The sequence below is a fragment of the Cytobacillus sp. QJM3NY_8 genome, assembly GCF_056173585.1.
In genome coordinates this window covers 5249268-5266325 of the sequence record NZ_CM149681.1, presented here as the reverse complement: position 1 = coordinate 5266325, position 17058 = coordinate 5249268, and the positions used below count along the sequence as shown (strand labels likewise).

Here is a 17058-nt window from a genome sequence, read left to right as displayed (position 1 = left end):
ACATAATCTGCTTCATCTAAAATCGATTGGAAAATCGGGAAGAAGCCAAATTTTGCTTAGGCAAAATAATTTAATAAGGCTCAGTAGCTCAGTCGGTAGAGCAAAGGACTGAAAATCCTTGTGTCGGCGGTTCGATTCCGTCCTGAGCCATCCCAAAAAGGAGTATGTAACCAAGCATGCTCCTTTTTGTTACATTCACGTAATATAAGCAGGTTGGGGCTGCATGGCTGGTGTAATTTAGCACTCCCCAAACTCATCTTCTTTCGCACCCCTAACAAACCCCTATAAATAGGGACTATTTCCTATCTTCTTTTCGACAAAAAACTCTCTAAGCTTTGCCATTAATAGTCATAAAATGTCAGCTATTATACATTTTTGTTACATTCCCGAGTCTAGTAATCTATTTGCTTTGCTGTATGGTAAAGTAAATATTGTGAAAAATAAGGTTGACAAATTCGTAGTTACATAGCACTAAATGAAAGTGTCTTTTGTTACCGTAGTCTAGGGGGATGTAACCATGTTCAAATGGGTGAAGAAAGTAACCTCAGCATCAGAATCTACAGCGAAAAGCTTTAATAAAACCATAAATAGGACGATCGCAGCTGGTTTTGCAGCGGCGGCTTTAACTTTTGCAGGCGGTGTTTCCGCTTCTGCTAATGATGATAAGCTTGTGACGGTTTATTATGTCTATATGGGTGACGAATATATCGGAACGGTGTCGGATAAGAAAGTTATCGAAGATATGGCCGATAAAAAGATCAGTGAGGCAGAAGGTTCCCATAAGGGATTAAAGCTGGGGCTGGCAACTGAACTATCTTTCATTCCTGAACAGGTTTTTGAGTCAAGTTCAGAAGTGAATGAATTAGAAGCGGTTAATGGCTTAAAAGATAAGATGGAAGTACATGCCGAAGCAGCAGCATTAGTCATTGGCGGTAAGGAAGTGGCTTACGTTGAGAATGACGAGCAGGCCAAAGCGGCCCTTCAGAAAATCAAAACTTCCTATGTATCAGAGAAAGATTTAAAGGCTCTTGAGGAAAGAAAGGAATCTGCTAAAACTCCTTTACCTCAGCTGAAGGAAAATGAAACACGTCTTTTAGATGTCCGTTTTACGGAAGATGTATCCATCTCTGAAACAACTGTGAAACCGGATCAGATCATCAGTACAGATGAAGCTGTGAAGCTTCTTCAAAAGGGAACCCTTGAGGAAAAGAAATATGAGGTTAAAGAAGGTGACGCACTAACCAATATTGCCAGTGCCCATAATCTTGATATGAACCAGCTGGTTGAGCTTAACAGCGGACTAAAGGAAGATTCCCTTATTAAAGCAGGGCAGGAATTAAATGTGACTGTCTACAAACCATATGTAAAAGTTATAGCAGATAAGGAAGTTTTCAAGAAAGAAAAAATCGATTATGAACAAGAAGTCATCGAAGACAGCAGCATGCCAAAAGGCGAAACGAAAGTAAAGCAAGAAGGCAAGGAAGGCGTACGCGCTGCAACCTATCTGATTTCTGAAGAAAACGGCCAAACGGTCAAAAAAGAAGTAAAAGAAGAAAAAGTTCTTGAAGACCCTGTGAAACAAATTGTCATCAAGGGAACCAAGGTCATTCCATCCCGCGGTGAAGGCAGCCTTGCTTATCCTGCAGTCGGGGGCTATATCTCAAGTAAAATGGGATACCGCTGGGGGAAAATGCATAAGGGAATTGACATTGCAAGACCTAGCGACCGGACGATAAAAGCTGCTGATAATGGAACGGTTGTTTCTGCGGGCAACGATGGCGGCGGCTATGGCAACAAAATCGTCATCGACCATAATAATGGCTTCCGCACGGTTTATGCCCATCTCGACTCAATCAGTGTCAGTGTTGGCCAAACCGTCTCAAAAGGCTCAAAGATCGGTATAATGGGGTCCACTGGGGATTCAACCGGTGTCCACCTGCATTTTGAAGTATACAAAAACGGAAAAATGCAAGATCCGCTTAAATATATAAATAAATAATTCCTGCTAAAAAGTCTCTAGCTTCCATGCTAGAGGCTTTTGTAGTTAAGAATAAGATAAAAATACAACACCAAAGTTTTACAGGCCTTTACTAATAGATGAATTCCCACTGCTAAAATGGTAAAGTAAAGTAGATAACATATGTATGAAACTGACTTCTACTGCTCCATAAATAAATAAATGAGCAAGAAAAAGGAGATAGGTATGGATAAAAAAATTCTGGTTGTAGACGATGAGAAACCAATTGCAGATATACTGCAGTTCAATTTGAAAAAAGAAGGCTATGAAGTGGTGTGTGCCTATGACGGCAATGACGCACTCGATAAAGTAGAAGAAATCAAGCCGGACCTGATTCTGCTTGATATCATGCTTCCGCAGCGGGACGGCATTGAGGTTTGCCGCGAAGTGCGCAAGAAATACGATATGCCGATCATAATGCTGACAGCAAAGGATTCTGAAATTGATAAAGTTTTAGGCCTTGAGCTCGGTGCAGATGACTACGTTACAAAGCCGTTCAGCACGAGAGAATTGATTGCGCGTGTGAAGGCTAATATGAGGCGCCATCAGCAAATAGCTTCCAAGACGGAAGAAGAGGACGAATCCAATGAAATTGAAGTTGGCTCCCTGATTATTCATCCGGATGCCTACGTGGTTTCCAAGCGCGGTGAGACGATTGAATTAACACACCGTGAATTTGAGCTTCTTCACTATTTGGCCAAGCATATTGGACAAGTCATGACGAGGGAGCATCTACTCCAGACCGTATGGGGCTATGATTATTATGGTGATGTCCGCACAGTGGACGTAACCGTAAGGAGACTGCGGGAGAAAATCGAGGATAATCCAAGCCACCCGACATGGATCGTGACAAGAAGAGGGGTCGGTTATTACTTGCGGAATCCTGAACAGGAGTAAAAGGGTACATGGAAAAGGTTGGTTTTTTTCGGTCCATTCATTTGAAGTTTGTGATCATATATGTTCTTCTCATCCTGGTAGCCATGCAGATTATCGGGGTCTACTTTGTCAGGCAGCTGGAATCGACCTTACAGGAAAATTTCAAAGATGCCATTCAGGAGAGGGTCAATCTTCTTAGCTATTATGTGGAGGAACAAATGACCAAGGTAAGGCTTCCTGATGAGGAAACCCCATCCCAGGAGGAAGATATCAGAAGGCTATTAAGTGATTACAACTCGGCGGATATATCCGAAGTCCGTGTGGTTGATGAATCACTGAAAATACTTGGCACCTCCGATCCTGAAAATCAGGGTGTTGTCGGGGGGAGGTCTACTGACAATCTGATCAAGATGGCCATAGCCACCAGGGAGCCGGTAACGGAGGATCTGGTTGAGCAGGGACAACGGATATGGGTTCTCGTCACACCTATTAAAAATAACGGAGAAGTCAATGGAGCCATCTATCTGGTTGCAAAAATCGAGAACATCTATGAACAGATGAGGGAGATTAATAATATTTTCACTACCGGTATAGCCATTGCGTTAGCTATCACAGCGATCCTGGGCATACTTCTTGCCCAGACGGTGACACGCCCGATTTCAGATATGCGGAAACAGGCGCTTGCCATGGCAAAAGGGAACTTCTCCCGAAAGGTTAAGGTTTATGGGTATGACGAAATTGGCCAGCTGGCCATTACCTTTAACAGTTTAACAAAGAAACTTCAGGAAGCTCATGCTACAACAGAAGGCGAACGGCGAAAATTATCCTCCGTTCTTTCCTATATGACGGATGGAGTTATTGCAACCGACCGCAAAGGGCGTGTTATTTTGATTAACGAGCCTGCAGCAAAAATGCTGAATGTTTCACGTGAAACGGTCCTGTCTTCCCCAATTGTTTCCCTGCTTGGTCTTGAAGAGGATTATAACTTTGAAGAGCTATTAAACGAGCGGGATTCGGTCATCCTGGATTACAGCAGCAAGTCGAAAACACTGATTCTCCGCGCTAACTTTTCGGTTATCCAAAAAGAAACTGGCTTTGTTAACGGCTTAATTACCGTTTTGCATGATATCACCGAGCAGGAGAAAATTGACATGGAACGCCGCGAATTTGTGGCGAATGTATCTCATGAACTCAGGACGCCGCTGACCACGATGAGAAGCTATCTGGAGGCTCTTGCGGAAGGCGCCTGGAGAGATGAGGAGATTGCCCCAAACTTCCTGGATGTCACCCAAAATGAAACAGAGCGGATGATCCGCCTGGTCAATGATCTGCTGCAGCTGTCTAAAATGGACAGCAAGGATTACCGCTTGACCAAGGACTGGACTGATTTCATTTTCTTCTATAATAGAATTATAGACCGTTTTGAAATGACGAAGCAGCAGAATGTTACGTTTGAAAGAAAGCTTCCGGACCATTCGGCTTTTGTGGAAATAGATGAAGACAAGCTCACCCAGGTGCTGGACAATATCATTTCAAACGCGCTTAAATACTCTCCGGAAGGCGGAAAGGTTACGTTCAGCATTGAGGAAAAAGATGAATTTATTGTTGTCAGCGTTTCAGACCAGGGTGTGGGGATACCGAAAGAAAATATTGATCAGATTTTTGAGCGTTTTTACCGGGTGGATAAAGCCAGGACAAGAAAGCTTGGCGGAACAGGCCTCGGATTGGCCATTGCGAAAGAAATGGTGGAAGCGCATGGCGGGAAAATTTGGGCAGCGAGTACAGAAGGGAAAGGGACAACGATTTCATTTAGCCTTCCATATGTTCGCTCGGAAGAGGATGATTGGGAATGAGTTATGAAAATATAAAAACCATCATACTGACCATTCTAGTAGTGACAAGCGCTCTCCTGACCTGGAATCTTTGGACCTACCAGCCGAACTTTGAACGGATTGAAAAAGAATCAAATACCGTTCAGGAAGTAACAATAGCGGAAAAAAAAGAAGTGAATCAGATTGTGAGACCGGACACTCTCTTATTCCATCTCGGGGAAAAAAAGACTTTTGGAACTGTCAGCCCCGGCGAAATTGATAAAGTCATGAAAGAAATCAGCGGTTGGAATTTTGCTGACTTTGAAAATATTACAGAGGAAGCGGGCATTCTCCATGATGAAGGAAAAGCTGTTCTTGCGTTTCCGGATTCTGTTCCGATTGAATTATACAAATCAGTAATTAAAATTGCTGACAAGAATCTGCCTGATTTTCAGTTTGACCATATTGTCATTGATACTAGGCAATTGGAGAAAAAGGATGGAATAGTCGATTTTGTTTCTTTGGATAACCGGCAGGTGTATAGGAGCCGTGTGCCTGTTTCCTTTATTCAGAATTTCAAAAGCCAATTCTTCAATTTATCCGAGTACAACCCTGAATATAAAGCCTATTTTGCTTATAAGCCATCTGATGAAAGAACGATCTATCTGCCTTCACAGGATACAAAAATGGCGAGATATCAGTATTTGGAGAAAAAATTGGACTCTGAACAATATAAAAATGCTTTATTCAGCGACCCAAGTGTAGTGCAGAAAAGCTTTCAGCAATCAGAGGATGAGTATAATGATACCTTAAGCTTATTGAGGGTAAACTCAGACAAAAATACCCTTCAATATATAAAACCGGCTGCCGGGGATAACCCGACTTTTGCTTCAGGCGACCTGCTGAAAAGGAGCATTGATTATATTAACGGACATTCGGGATGGACAGACAATTACCAATTTGCGGAGATTGATGAGCTGAATCATAGAGTGGTATTCAGGATGTATGATTCTTCAGGTTATCCAATTTTCAGTGATGATCCGAAAATATCCGAAATCCGCCAGACTTGGGGGCAAAATGAGATTTATGAATATTATCGGAGCAATTTTCAGCTTGGTCTGAGTGCTGAACCCCCCTCAGAAGTATCTCTAAGTTCCGGAACCCGCGTTTTGGAATACTTGTTAGGTCTGGAAGGGTTTGAGCCGGAATTACTGGAGAATGTAAAGCTGGGATATAAAATGATGATGGTCAAGGAAGCTCAGACCACCTTCATCCGTCTGGAGCCTTCCTGGTATTACCGGTATGAAGGAACTTGGAAAAGCATTTCGCTTGATGAGACAGGGGGCATGAATAATGGATTGGAGTAAGATCAAAACAATCTTTATTTTAACCTTCCTGGTCCTGGATATTTATTTGATGTATGAGTTTTTCAAATTGAAGGAGGCCAGTGAATTTGAACCGATTGCACAGGCCACCCTGGAAAAACAGCTTAAGGATGCTGATATCACCTTTGATGAGCCCCTGCCGAAAAGCAACCCGAAAGACCGGTATTTGAGGGCTAAGCCGGTTGAATTTGATATTGAAGATCTTGAAGGAGATACAAGGCTGGAGGGCCAGGAAATTACGATTACAGAGGGGACTACTCTGAATTCAGTCCTGGACGAATCGATCAAGATCAGTGATAAATTCAGTCCTTCCGAATTATCTGCCTTTATCAAAAACAGGGTGTTATTCGGTGACCAATACCGCTTCTGGGAAAAACCAGAAAACAGTAATAGAATCACGTATTATCAGGAATTTGAAGGCAAGATGTTTTATATGAATTTAAATGGCGAGCTTACATTTTATTTGAATGATGAAAATGAAATTGTCTCTTATAAGCAGACGCTCCTGACAAAGATTGAGTCGAAGGAAGAAAGTGAAAAAGTTATTCAGCCGATAAAGGCCGTTGAAACACTTTACAAGAACGGCTCACTGCAGCCGAAGTCAAAAGTTACAAATGTAGAGCTTGGTTATTTTACCTTTGTGCATTTGAGCTCTTCGCAATTGTTAACGCCTGCCTGGCGATTTGTCATTAATGACGAGGAGAATTTATTTGTTGATGCCTTTGAGGGGAAAATCATTAAGCTGAACAACGAAGAGAAAAAAATAGTGGAGTGAGGAGAACATGTCTTTACAATTCAGCGTTCTCGCGAGCGGCAGTACTGGGAATGCAATCTTTGTCGAGACGGAGGAACATTCCTTTCTGGTTGATGCCGGATTAAGCGGAAAGCAAATGGAAGGTTTATTTCAGCATATTGGCCGGGACATCGGCAAGCTATCAGGGATACTGGTGACCCATGAGCATAGTGACCATATTAAGGGTGTCGGGATTCTTGCCCGGAAGTATAACCTGCCGATCTATGCGAATGAAAAAACATGGCTGGCCATGGACGGACTGATTGGACAAGTCCCGGTTGACCAGAAGTTCCATTTTGATATGGAAACGGTGAAAACATTTGGATCCCTTGATATTGAATCCTTCGGGGTTTCCCATGATGCAGCCGACCCGATGTTTTATGTGTTCCATCATAATGGGAAAAAGCTTGTGCTGATCACCGATACAGGCTATGTCAGCGACCGCATGAAAGGTCTGATTTCCAATGCGGAGGCTTATGTATTTGAAAGCAATCATGATGTCCAGATGCTTCGTATGGGCCGCTACCCGTGGAATATTAAGAGAAGGATCTTAAGCGATGTCGGCCATGTATCCAATGAGGATGCCGCCCTTGCGATGAGTGAAGTGGCGGGCGACCGGACGAAGAGCTTTTATCTGGCTCATTTAAGCCAGGATAACAATATCAAGGATCTGGCGAGAATGTCCGTATCCCAGACACTTGAAAGCCGCGGAATCCTTGTCGGCGAACAATTCGACCTTTATGATACAGATCCAAAGGTTCCGACAATCCTAACGGCAGTTTAATAAAAATATAAAGAGGAATACACAGAGAGACAGCCGTTTCCATGTATTCCTCTTTTTCTTTTTTGAAAAAATCTTAAAAAAGTATGAACAAAGTCGTAAGATTGCTGAAGCAGGTGCGTTTTTATTAGATTTTTGAAAACAGGAGAGTATAATATTGGGTATAAAGGAAGACTAAATTTTAGCATTTATATTTTAAAAGCCAGTGTTTTTGCAGATGAAAGAAAGGATGGGTGCAGTTTGGGCTATTATGATCAAGATCATCAGAACCGTTATAAAGGGCAAAAAGGCAACAAGGGCGGATATTTTCTGGCCAGCCTTGTTGGAGTCATATTAGGAGCCATCCTGGTCGTGGTTGCGGTGCCAAAGCTATCTGATTACAACGTGCTCCCTTATACGGTTGAACCGGATGAAGAGCTGCAGGATGAGGCAGCCGGGAATAACAATAACGCCAATGTTCAGAATGTCTCACTTGATGTGACCACAGATGTAACCAAGGCGGTCGACAAAGCCGGGGATGCGGTCGTAAGCATTACGAACATCCAGACAGCCGGCTTTTGGTCGAATGAGGGAAATGGCAGTGCCGGCCAGCCAGCCGGAACAGGTTCCGGAGTTATTTATAAGAAGGAAGGAAATACAGCCTTCATCGTTACAAACCACCATGTGGTAGAAGGAGCTCAGGAGCTGGAGGTAAGTCTGCAGGATGGCACCAAGCTCCCGGCAAGACTGGTTGGCAGCGACATTTGGACGGATCTTGCTGTCCTTGAGGTAGAAGCAAAGGAAATTAAGACGGTTGCCGAATTCGGCGATTCTGAAAAACTGAAGCCAGGCGAACCAGTCATTGCGATCGGGAATCCTCTTGGACAGTTCTCAGGCTCTGTCACACAGGGAATTATTTCTGGCCTGGAGCGTGCCATCCCGGTTGATATCGATCAGAATGGAACAGTTGACTGGCAGGCTGAGGTACTGCAGACAGACGCCGCCATCAACCCGGGTAACAGCGGCGGGGCTTTAGTTAATATCAGCGGACAGCTGATTGGCATCAACTCCATGAAAATCGCTGAGAGTGCGGTAGAAGGAATTGGATTGGCGATTCCGATTAACTACGCACGCCCAGTCATTGATGACCTCGAAAAGTTCGGAGAGGTAAAACGTCCGTATATGGGCGTACAACTGGCATCGGTCAATGAGATTCCTGGCTACTACCAGCAGGAAGCGCTAAAACTGCCTAAGGATGTTAAATCTGGTGTGGCCATCACTTCAGTTGAACCGAACTCTCCAGCTGCACAGGCAGGACTGAAGGAAATGGATGTAATCGTCGAGATGGATGGACAAGAAATCAATGACATCATCGAATTGCGCCAGCATTTGTATACGAAGAAATCGGTAGGCGACCAGATGAAAATTAAGTTTTACCGCGACGGGAAAACTCAGGAAGTAACCATGAAGCTGAGCGGCGAGACATTATAATGGAACGACTAAATGGGAAAGCGGAAATCGCTTTCCTGTTTTTTATTGTTTTGTTAAGATGAGATGTGGATAACTTATATGTATACGAGAAAATAAAAATTATCCACAGATCGGATAAAAAAACAGGCTTCCAGCCTAAAAAGGAGCATGCTGAAAATGATTTACTGCTGTGACGAACACGTTGATCTGGCAATAGATATAGTGGTTGATGAGTACGAAACATTCCCGCAATTAACAAAACTTGAAGAGGATAAAAAGTTATCAACAACCTGTGAATATTGTCAAAATAACGCAATATATGTTGTAGCGAACGAATGATCTCATACAAGATGTGGATGAAAAATGTGGACATGTGGATAACTTCTGTGGATATCTTGTTTGTAAAGTGAGGACATGCTGTGAATATCTCAATTATTACGGTCGGAAAACTAAAAGAAAAATACCTGAAGCAAGGAATTGACGAATATCTAAAAAGACTGTCAGCCTATGCCAAAATGGATATCATCGAGGTTCCTGACGAAAAAGCCCCTGAAGAACTAAGTGAAACGGAAATGATTCAGGTAAAGCAAAAAGAGGGTGAGAGGATCCTGGCGAAGATCCATCCGGATGCTCATGTTATAGCACTAGCTATCGAAGGGAAAATGAAATCATCGGAAGAGTTGGCTGACAATCTTGATAAATTAGCTACGTATGGGAAAAGCAAAATTGCATTTGTCATTGGCGGGTCTCTTGGATTGAGCCAGGAGGTTTTGCAGCGGGCGGATGATAAGCTTTCTTTTTCGAAGATGACGTTTCCGCATCAGTTGATGAAGCTTATCTTGCTGGAGCAGGTTTATCGGGCGTTTCGGATTAATCGGGGGGAACCGTACCATAAGTAAGCAAGGTTTATTAGAAGTTTAAGCCGGCCAATGAAAATCCCCCTCATCTAATAAAGTGAGGGGGATTTAAGTTTTTTCTACTTATTTAATCGCTTTGCTTACTTTTAACTTCTTCCCTTTGATGGTCGCATTTTCCATGGCTTGTAAAACTAATGAGCCTTTTCCATTCAGAATATCAACATAAGACATTTGATCATGGATGGTGATAATGCCGATATCATCTGCTGTGACTCCAGGGATTTTTGCGATCGTTCCGACAAAGTCAACAGCGCGGATTTTCTTCTTTTTCCCGCCGGTAAAATGGAGTTTCATAATACCTTGATTGATTCGGGCTGTTTTATTATTTCTTACAATACGCCTGTTGTTAAGTTTTTCTTCGAAAGCAGCTTTTCCACCAGCAACTTCAAGATGGCTGGGTGCTTCTCTAGCAGGTAGATCAAAGCCGATGTATCTTTCAATGGCTTTAATGAATTTTCCTTCAAAAGGTGTCGAAAACGTAATGGCCTTTCCTTTATTTCCAGCACGGCCTGTTCTTCCAGTTCGGTGTACATAGCTCTCTTTTTCCATAGGAACGTCATAGTTGATGACAAGTGTCACATTATCAATATCAATACCTCTGGCAGCTACATCAGTGGCCACGAGATAGCGGAAGTTCCCCAGTTTGAAACCTTCCATAACAGAGAATCGGTCTTCTTGCTCCAGCCCCCCATGGAGTCTCTCACAAGGATATCCAGCTCTATCTAGTTCGCTATACACAGTATCAACGTGTTCTTTGGTTCGGCAGAAAATCAGGCAGCTGTCTGGATTTTCTACAACCGTGACGTCTTTAAGGAGTGAGATCTTTTCTTCATCTCTCACTTCAATTAAAGAATGTTCAATGGTATCGGCCGTCACCTTGGTCGATTCAATCTTAATCTGAATAGGATCTTTCATATATTTATGGCAAAGATTTTCAACATCTTTAGGCAGAGTTGCAGAAAAAACCATTGTTACTCGGTTTGAAGGCAGCTCTTTGATGATCGCTTCCACTTCATCGATGAAACCTCTATTAAGCATCTCATCAGCTTCATCTATGATAAGATACTTTATTTGATCCAAAATCAAGGTTTCTCGTTCAATATGGTCCATGACTCGTCCAGGGGTGCCAACGACTACATGAGTTTTTTGTTTCAATTCATCCTTTTGTTTCGAAAAAGGTTCTTTTCCATAAACGGCTACAGCTTTAATGCGTTTAAACCTTCCGATATTCGTAATATCTTCGCAGACTTGAACCGCAAGCTCCCTAGTTGGCGTAAGAATTAAGGCCTGTGGTTTTTTTTCTTCCCATTCAACCATATCGGAAACAGGAATACCAAAGGAGGCAGTCTTTCCACTTCCTGTTTGAGCTTTTACGACAAGATCTTGATTTTTCATTGCTAATGGAATGACTTCACTTTGAACTTCTGTTGGGGTTTCGTATTTTAACACAGCTAGTGCTCTTTTTATTTCTTCGCTTACATGAAAATCCGCAAAACTTCTTTTATTCATTTTTAAACCTCGTTTTTTGTTTTTTCATCATATGTATAGAATTCTCTCCAAGAATTATTATATGCATTTTCTGAATATGGTTCATTATACTTGAAAAGTGCGGACAAAACGGCTTTTATTTTAAATTTTAAAAAGTAACAGATAAGGATGCGTTATTGACCTCAGATAACTTGAGGGAAAAAGATAATGAACAATACAATGCTTCTTTTTACAATAGTAATAAAAAATAACTCTGTTCTTTTAGGTAAGCCCAAAAACCTCTTTAGATATATTACGGAGAACCTTATCACCAATAGTGTTAAAACAAAAAGTTAAACTTGTCCTGGATAAACCCTTATTATATAGAAGTTTACAAAAATAAGGATACCGTTATTACGGTATCCTCATAAATTCAATTCATAGAAGAATTTTTAATAAGTTGTGCTAAATAAACCAGCCCTTCTTCTAGTTGATCCATTGAAGCATATGAATAGGAAATGCGAAGGTGCTGATCATCATTATTATCATACACACTACCTGGATTTAATAAAATTCCTTCTCGAAGGGCTGCGTTAAATAGCTTTCGGGTGGAAACACCTGTTAGTAATTTAAGCCAGATATAAAATCCACCTTTTGGGGTCTTCCATGTTGCTATATCGGAAAAATATTTCTCTAAAATTTGAATGGTGAAATCCCTTCTGAATCTTAATTCCTCTTTCGTTTCCTTTAAGAAGCCCTCATACATACCACTACGAAGCCATTTGTCTACAGCATATTGTGATAAGGAACTTGAGCCATAATCTGTTTGCATCTTTATATCTGCCAAACGTTCAATAACAGGTTCGGGTCCTACAATCCAACCGATTCGTAAACCGGGGCTCAATGTTTTGGACATGCTTCCTATATACAGGACATTTCCTTGTGTATCATTAGCTTTCAAAGGATTTGGCGGAGGGTTTTCAAACCATAAATCGCCATAAACATCATCCTCGATGATAGGTAAAGACTCCCTTTGACAAACCTTTATTAATTCAAGCCGCCTTTTTTCAGGCATTAATGTGCCGGTTGGATTGTGAAAAGTGGGTATCGTATAGAGTATAGCCGCATGATGCTGCCGCTTCATACGCCCAATTGAGTCACTTTTAATTCCTTCTTTGTCAAGTGGAATACCCAATAAATTCATTCCAGCCGATTGGAAAACGTGTACGGAGTTTAAATAGGATGGTGATCCATGAAGTATTGTTGAGCCTCTTTTTAATACTCCAATGGAAATCAATTGAAGCGCTTGTAGTCCTCCAGAAACAATTAAAATCGATTCGGGGGAAGCTTCAATTCCCTTTGTTTTAAATATGCACTAACGGTTTTACGTAAAGATAGGCTCCCTTTAGACTCCATGTATCCAAGCGATAAAGACTGCTCAGTATCTATTTGCAGTATTTGCCCCATTTTTTTGCTGGGTAACAAGTCTGGTGAAAGTTCTCCTGTCCCAAGCCTAATCATAGCAGGGTCTGCTTCTGCTTTATTAATTTCTTGGATGATATTTATATTTGGTTTATGAATACCGGATTTTACATAACTAATCCAATCTGGAGGAGGAGTGGAAGCAAGCAGGCTCCATGTATTGTTAATCACCCTAGTACCGCTTCCAACCTTAGATTCAATTAGTCCATCGGCAGCCAGTTCTTCAAGTGCAGTTACAATGGTACTGCGATTTACTTGAAATCGTTTTGCTAAATTTCTTTGTGGTGGTATTTTAGTGCCTAATGTCCATTCACCGTTCATTATTTTGTTTTTCATAAAATCATATATTTGCTGATGTAAAGGAACAACAGAATTTTTTTCTGGCTTCCAATCTAATTCAGACATAGGCTATCTCCAATCATTTTTTAAAATTATACCAAATGGTTGGTTAGACTCCCATCCAAATGGTTGGAGACATATGACTCGTCCTTAGCTATTCTAGATAAGAATAGGGGGAATAAATGGAACCATTATTTCATGGGATGATATTGGCATTTGGATTAATCTTACCTTTAGGAGTTCAAAATGTATTTGTATTTAATCAAGGAGCGACACACAACAAATTCACCTATGCTTTACCTGCAATTATTACAGCAGGGGTTTGTGATACAATACTGATTTATTTGGCTGTTGCCGGGGTATCCATTATTGTTTTTAGTTTTGAATGGTTAAAGGTTTTGTTATTTTTTGTGGGATTCCTTTTCTTAGTTTATATGGGTTGGATTATGTGGAAAAACACACCCGAAATAAACGCTAATCAAGAACAAAACCGTTTTTCTGCACGTCGTCAGGTTACTTTTGCCGCTTCTGTCTCATTACTTAATCCTCATGCTATTATGGATACTATTGGAGTTATAGGAACTAGTTCATTGGCTTATACAGGATATGAGAAATGGGTGTTTAGCGTGGCTTGTATAATGATTTCCTGGATCTGGTTCTTTTTCTTAGCAATTTCTGGAAGGAAAATTGGTCAATTTGATAAAAATGGTAAGTTCTTAAAATATATGAATCAAGTTTCCGCTCTTATTATATGGGCTATGGCTATTTATATGGGATATCAACTGTACTCATTATTAAGTTAGCATGAACTTTAGGAAGCTTTACCATAAATGCAAAGTGAACCGTATTATAAGCAGCTTTTAAATCCAATTAGTTACATGGTGGTCTTCCTTGATGTTTCATAACAGTTAGAACAAGATTATACTAATTTGTAATATGCTATATAAAAAGGGGGTCATAAAGTGAGGCAACTTTATATAAAGCAGAAGGTGTTTAGTCTTAGTGGCAAATTTACAGTAAAGGATGAGCAGGAGAACGAAGTATATTATGTAGAGGGAAGTTTTATGCAAATTCCAAAGACATTCTCTGTTATGAATACAGCAAGAGATGAAATAGCTCTCATTACGAAAAAGGTGTTCAGCTTTTTACCGAAATTTTTTGTTGAGGTAAATGGCCGAGAGGTGCTGACGATTAAGAAGGAGTTATCCTTCTTTAAAGCACGATATACGATTGATGCGGCAGGGATTGAAGTACATGGTAATTGGTGGGATATGGACTTTCAGGTATTACAGCATGGCGAAGTTGCAGGGAAAGTGAGCAAGGAGTGGTTTACTTGGGGCGACAGCTACAAGGTTCAAATTTTAGATGAAGAGATGGAAGCTATCATAATTGCACTCGTTGTTGCAATTGATTGTGTGAAGGCCGACCAGGCAGCTGCTTCCTCCGCAGCGACACCATAACGTGGGAATAAATAATAAAAGGCAGAAGAATTAAAAAAAGTCCGGTGAACCATACACAAGAAATAACAATAAAAAAGTGCCCAACCCAGATGTTATAAAGGGAAAAGGCACTTTTCCTACTTTTTTATTTCTCTTTCTAATAAACCTCCCGATCCTCAGCCACTTTCAATACTCTTCCAGGAGAAAGATCATTATTAGTTCTTGTTCGCTGCAACCGTTCTTCAAAGTAAGCATTCAACTAAGGGTCAGTACAAATTTTTGTCATCTGGTCATAAGAGTCCTGTACGTATTGCGTATAATTTGATCAGCTACTGCTTGCGCTTTCTCAGAGTCCATTGTTGCTAGAGTTTTAATGCCACTTAAAGATTGATCTGTCTTGGCATGTGGATTACCTTGCCACTCTCATTTGTTAAGTCGGAATCAATGATGACACAGCATATTTAAACAATTCTAAAGGAACTTTTTACACTATTTCATGCCAAAATTCCTATTCAACTAAATACCAGAGTCCTTTAAGATGGAAATAGAAGAAAATGGAATTTATAATACGGAGCTGATTCTGTTGAAAATTCTTGAAGTAGATTCCTTGCTTGCAGGAATCCGTGAAACCAGCAATCAATTATCGATTCTTAAGGAGCAGGTAAATCAAGTTCAGTTGTCCATCCAGGAGCTGGTGTCTCTTGAAGATGCGTTCAAAGGACAGGGCGGCCAGGCCATACGCGCTTTTTATCAGGAATGCCACCAGCCATTCTTGCAATTCCTTGAATCCTGGATTGAGGAGTATCGATCCTATTTAAAGAGTTTCATAGGTTCATTGAGTAGTCTTGAACCCTCCCCTTCAGGCTTTATCCGCCAGGAATTTCTGGAGCATGAACTCAAACAGGGGCTGAGAACCACTCTGCAGATTACTGCTGAGCTGACACAGGAAGCGAATAACATCATGAAGTCCGTAAGCGATATTGTTGCGCTTCCGCGGCTGGAGGATGGCCGCTTTATTCAGGCAACAAAGAGCGCTGAGGACTCAAGCCGCGAAACCGTTGAGAAATTGGAGGACTTCGACCATCGGGAAACGGCTGCACTGGACCCTCTCCTGCAAGATCTATCCCTCATGAACCAATACATCCAAAAAGTCGCGGGCTTGTTTCAAAGCGGCATCTTATCTGTGGCCCAATACCAGCCTGAATCTCTCAACTGGAAGGATTTCCACGAGGAAATATCGAATCCCAATCCAGAAAGCGGGCAAAGTATTCTTCAAGATATAGCTGAAGGAGCCATTGAGGGGGCATCCAAGGCTGTAGGGGACACATGGGAAGGGCTGAAGTCGACCTATGAGCTGGGCAGAACCATCCTGGGACCATTTAGTCCGCTGTATTTAGGAAGTGAATTGCTGTTTAACCGTGACCAGCTGCTCGAAAACCAAAGGAAGCACCAGGAATTTTACTTAGGCATTATAAATGACCCTATAGGAAAAGTGCGCCGGGCTTTAGATATGCCGAAATATATATGGTCCGCTGTCACCACCGCCTGGGAGCGGGATGTCGTATATGGGGATGCCAAAAGCCGGACAGCCTTCTTTACCTATGGCCTGACTTCCCTGGGAATTGGCATTCTTGGGGATAAGGGGATTGGGAAAGCTGGAACCATTGCTAAGACGGTTGGCCAGGCTGGTAAAGGAGAGAAGGCACTTTCTATTTACACGCCGGTTCAGACACCGGCCATGGCTGGAGGGAGACTGGCTCAGGGGCCTGTGCCTTATAATGTTATTAATGATCCGTTGACGAAGATTAAGACGGTGACTGATGATGTGTTTGGGATTAAGGGTACGGGCAAAGCTGCGGGGCTAAAATCAAGAAAATTATCTTCTGAACAAATTGAATTAGATTGGCTAGATGACAAGTATACTGCTGTAGAAGTAAAAGGAACAGTTAATGTTGGAGGAAAGAAAGTAGATGTATCAAGAAGAGTGTACCAAATTGAGATTGATAAAAATTATGTACCTAATAATCCGAAGGCACTAGGAAAGTCGAATGGAGAATTAATGGAAAAGGGGAAATCCCCATATATTGTAAAAGACGGAGTGGAAAGTAAAGTTGAATTACACCATTTAGTTCAAAAAGAACCTGGTGGAATGGTTGAAATTGCGGAGTTAACTCATGATAAATACGATTCGACGCTACATGGTTTAGTTGAAAATGGAAAAAGTTTTAGGAATAATCCAGAACTCGAAAAAATGTATAATAACTTTAGAAGTAACTATTGGAAAATGCGTGCTAGTGAGTAA

The 17058-nt window shown here is 41.5% G+C and carries 13 protein-coding genes, 1 tRNA gene and 1 pseudogene; 13 read left to right on the top strand and 2 right to left on the bottom strand.

The genetic code is table 11. The features are described 5' to 3' along the window. Window positions 1-77: 77 nt before the first annotated feature. The 10 genes from AC0VZ9_RS26725 (at window position 78) to rlmH (ending at window position 10011) form a co-directional block, all read left to right on the top strand. Window positions 78-150: transfer RNA gene (locus AC0VZ9_RS26725), tRNA-Phe, on the top strand. Between the two features lie 367 nt (window positions 151-517). Then, window positions 518-1999 carry a peptidoglycan DD-metalloendopeptidase family protein gene (locus AC0VZ9_RS26720; protein WP_475396953.1) on the top strand — a complete coding sequence of 494 codons (1482 nt, stop codon included), beginning with the start codon at window positions 518-520 and terminating at the stop codon, window positions 1997-1999. Window positions 2000-2203: 204 nt separating this feature from the next. Next, on the top strand, window positions 2204-2914 hold the full coding sequence (gene yycF / locus AC0VZ9_RS26715) for a response regulator YycF (protein ID WP_009332454.1): 711 nt from the start codon (window positions 2204-2206) through the stop codon (window positions 2912-2914). 8 nt (window positions 2915-2922) lie between these two features. Then, entirely contained in the window at window positions 2923-4746 is a 1824-nt protein-coding gene (walK, locus tag AC0VZ9_RS26710) for a cell wall metabolism sensor histidine kinase WalK (RefSeq protein ID WP_475396952.1), read from the top strand. Continuing rightward, entirely contained in the window at window positions 4743-6071 is a 1329-nt protein-coding gene (locus AC0VZ9_RS26705) for a YycH family regulatory protein (protein ID WP_475396951.1), read from the top strand. Before walK ends, AC0VZ9_RS26705 begins: the two co-directional genes overlap by 4 nt. Beyond that, window positions 6058-6864, top strand: a complete 807-nt coding sequence (locus AC0VZ9_RS26700; RefSeq protein WP_009332450.1) for a two-component system regulatory protein YycI — start codon at window positions 6058-6060, stop codon at window positions 6862-6864. The genes AC0VZ9_RS26705 and AC0VZ9_RS26700 overlap by 14 nt, the downstream gene beginning before the upstream one ends. Before the next feature lie 7 nt (window positions 6865-6871). Further along, window positions 6872-7666 (top strand): MBL fold metallo-hydrolase, encoded by a 795-nt coding sequence (locus AC0VZ9_RS26695; protein ID WP_009332448.1) that lies wholly within the window; start codon window positions 6872-6874, stop codon window positions 7664-7666. A 237-nt stretch (window positions 7667-7903) separates the two neighbouring features. Then, entirely contained in the window at window positions 7904-9133 is a 1230-nt protein-coding gene (locus tag AC0VZ9_RS26690) for a S1C family serine protease (RefSeq protein ID WP_009332447.1), read from the top strand. A gap of 147 nt (window positions 9134-9280) precedes the next feature. Continuing rightward, window positions 9281-9451, top strand: coding sequence for a CxxH/CxxC protein (locus AC0VZ9_RS26685; protein ID WP_374940688.1), 171 nt, complete (start codon window positions 9281-9283; stop codon window positions 9449-9451). A gap of 80 nt (window positions 9452-9531) precedes the next feature. Next, complete coding sequence (gene rlmH / locus AC0VZ9_RS26680) at window positions 9532-10011, top strand: 23S rRNA (pseudouridine(1915)-N(3))-methyltransferase RlmH (protein ID WP_009332442.1); 480 nt, start codon at window positions 9532-9534, stop codon at window positions 10009-10011. Between the two features lie 81 nt (window positions 10012-10092). Here rlmH and AC0VZ9_RS26675 read toward each other — a convergent pair whose 3' ends face one another. Together AC0VZ9_RS26675 and AC0VZ9_RS26670 are read right to left on the bottom strand one after the other, a co-directional pair. Further along, the gene (locus AC0VZ9_RS26675) at window positions 10093-11538 is read right to left on the bottom strand and encodes a DEAD/DEAH box helicase (RefSeq protein ID WP_251174369.1); all 1446 of its coding nucleotides are present in this window, start codon (window positions 11536-11538) and stop codon (window positions 10093-10095) included. A 391-nt stretch (window positions 11539-11929) separates the two neighbouring features. Further along, window positions 11930-13383, bottom strand: a pseudogene (locus AC0VZ9_RS26670) (aminotransferase-like domain-containing protein). Between the two features lie 116 nt (window positions 13384-13499). Here AC0VZ9_RS26670 and AC0VZ9_RS26665 point away from each other — a divergent pair. The 3 genes from AC0VZ9_RS26665 to AC0VZ9_RS26655 all read left to right on the top strand — a co-directional run bounded on the left by AC0VZ9_RS26665 (window position 13500) and on the right by AC0VZ9_RS26655 (window position 17058). Further along, window positions 13500-14120, top strand: a complete 621-nt coding sequence (locus AC0VZ9_RS26665; RefSeq protein ID WP_251174367.1) for a LysE/ArgO family amino acid transporter — start codon at window positions 13500-13502, stop codon at window positions 14118-14120. A 159-nt stretch (window positions 14121-14279) separates the two neighbouring features. After that, window positions 14280-14777: an LURP-one-related/scramblase family protein gene (locus AC0VZ9_RS26660; protein WP_475396950.1), complete on the top strand. Its 498-nt coding sequence runs from the start codon at window positions 14280-14282 to the stop codon at window positions 14775-14777. A 517-nt stretch (window positions 14778-15294) separates the two neighbouring features. Then, the gene (locus tag AC0VZ9_RS26655) at window positions 15295-17058 is read left to right on the top strand and encodes a T7SS effector LXG polymorphic toxin (protein ID WP_475396949.1); all 1764 of its coding nucleotides are present in this window, start codon (window positions 15295-15297) and stop codon (window positions 17056-17058) included.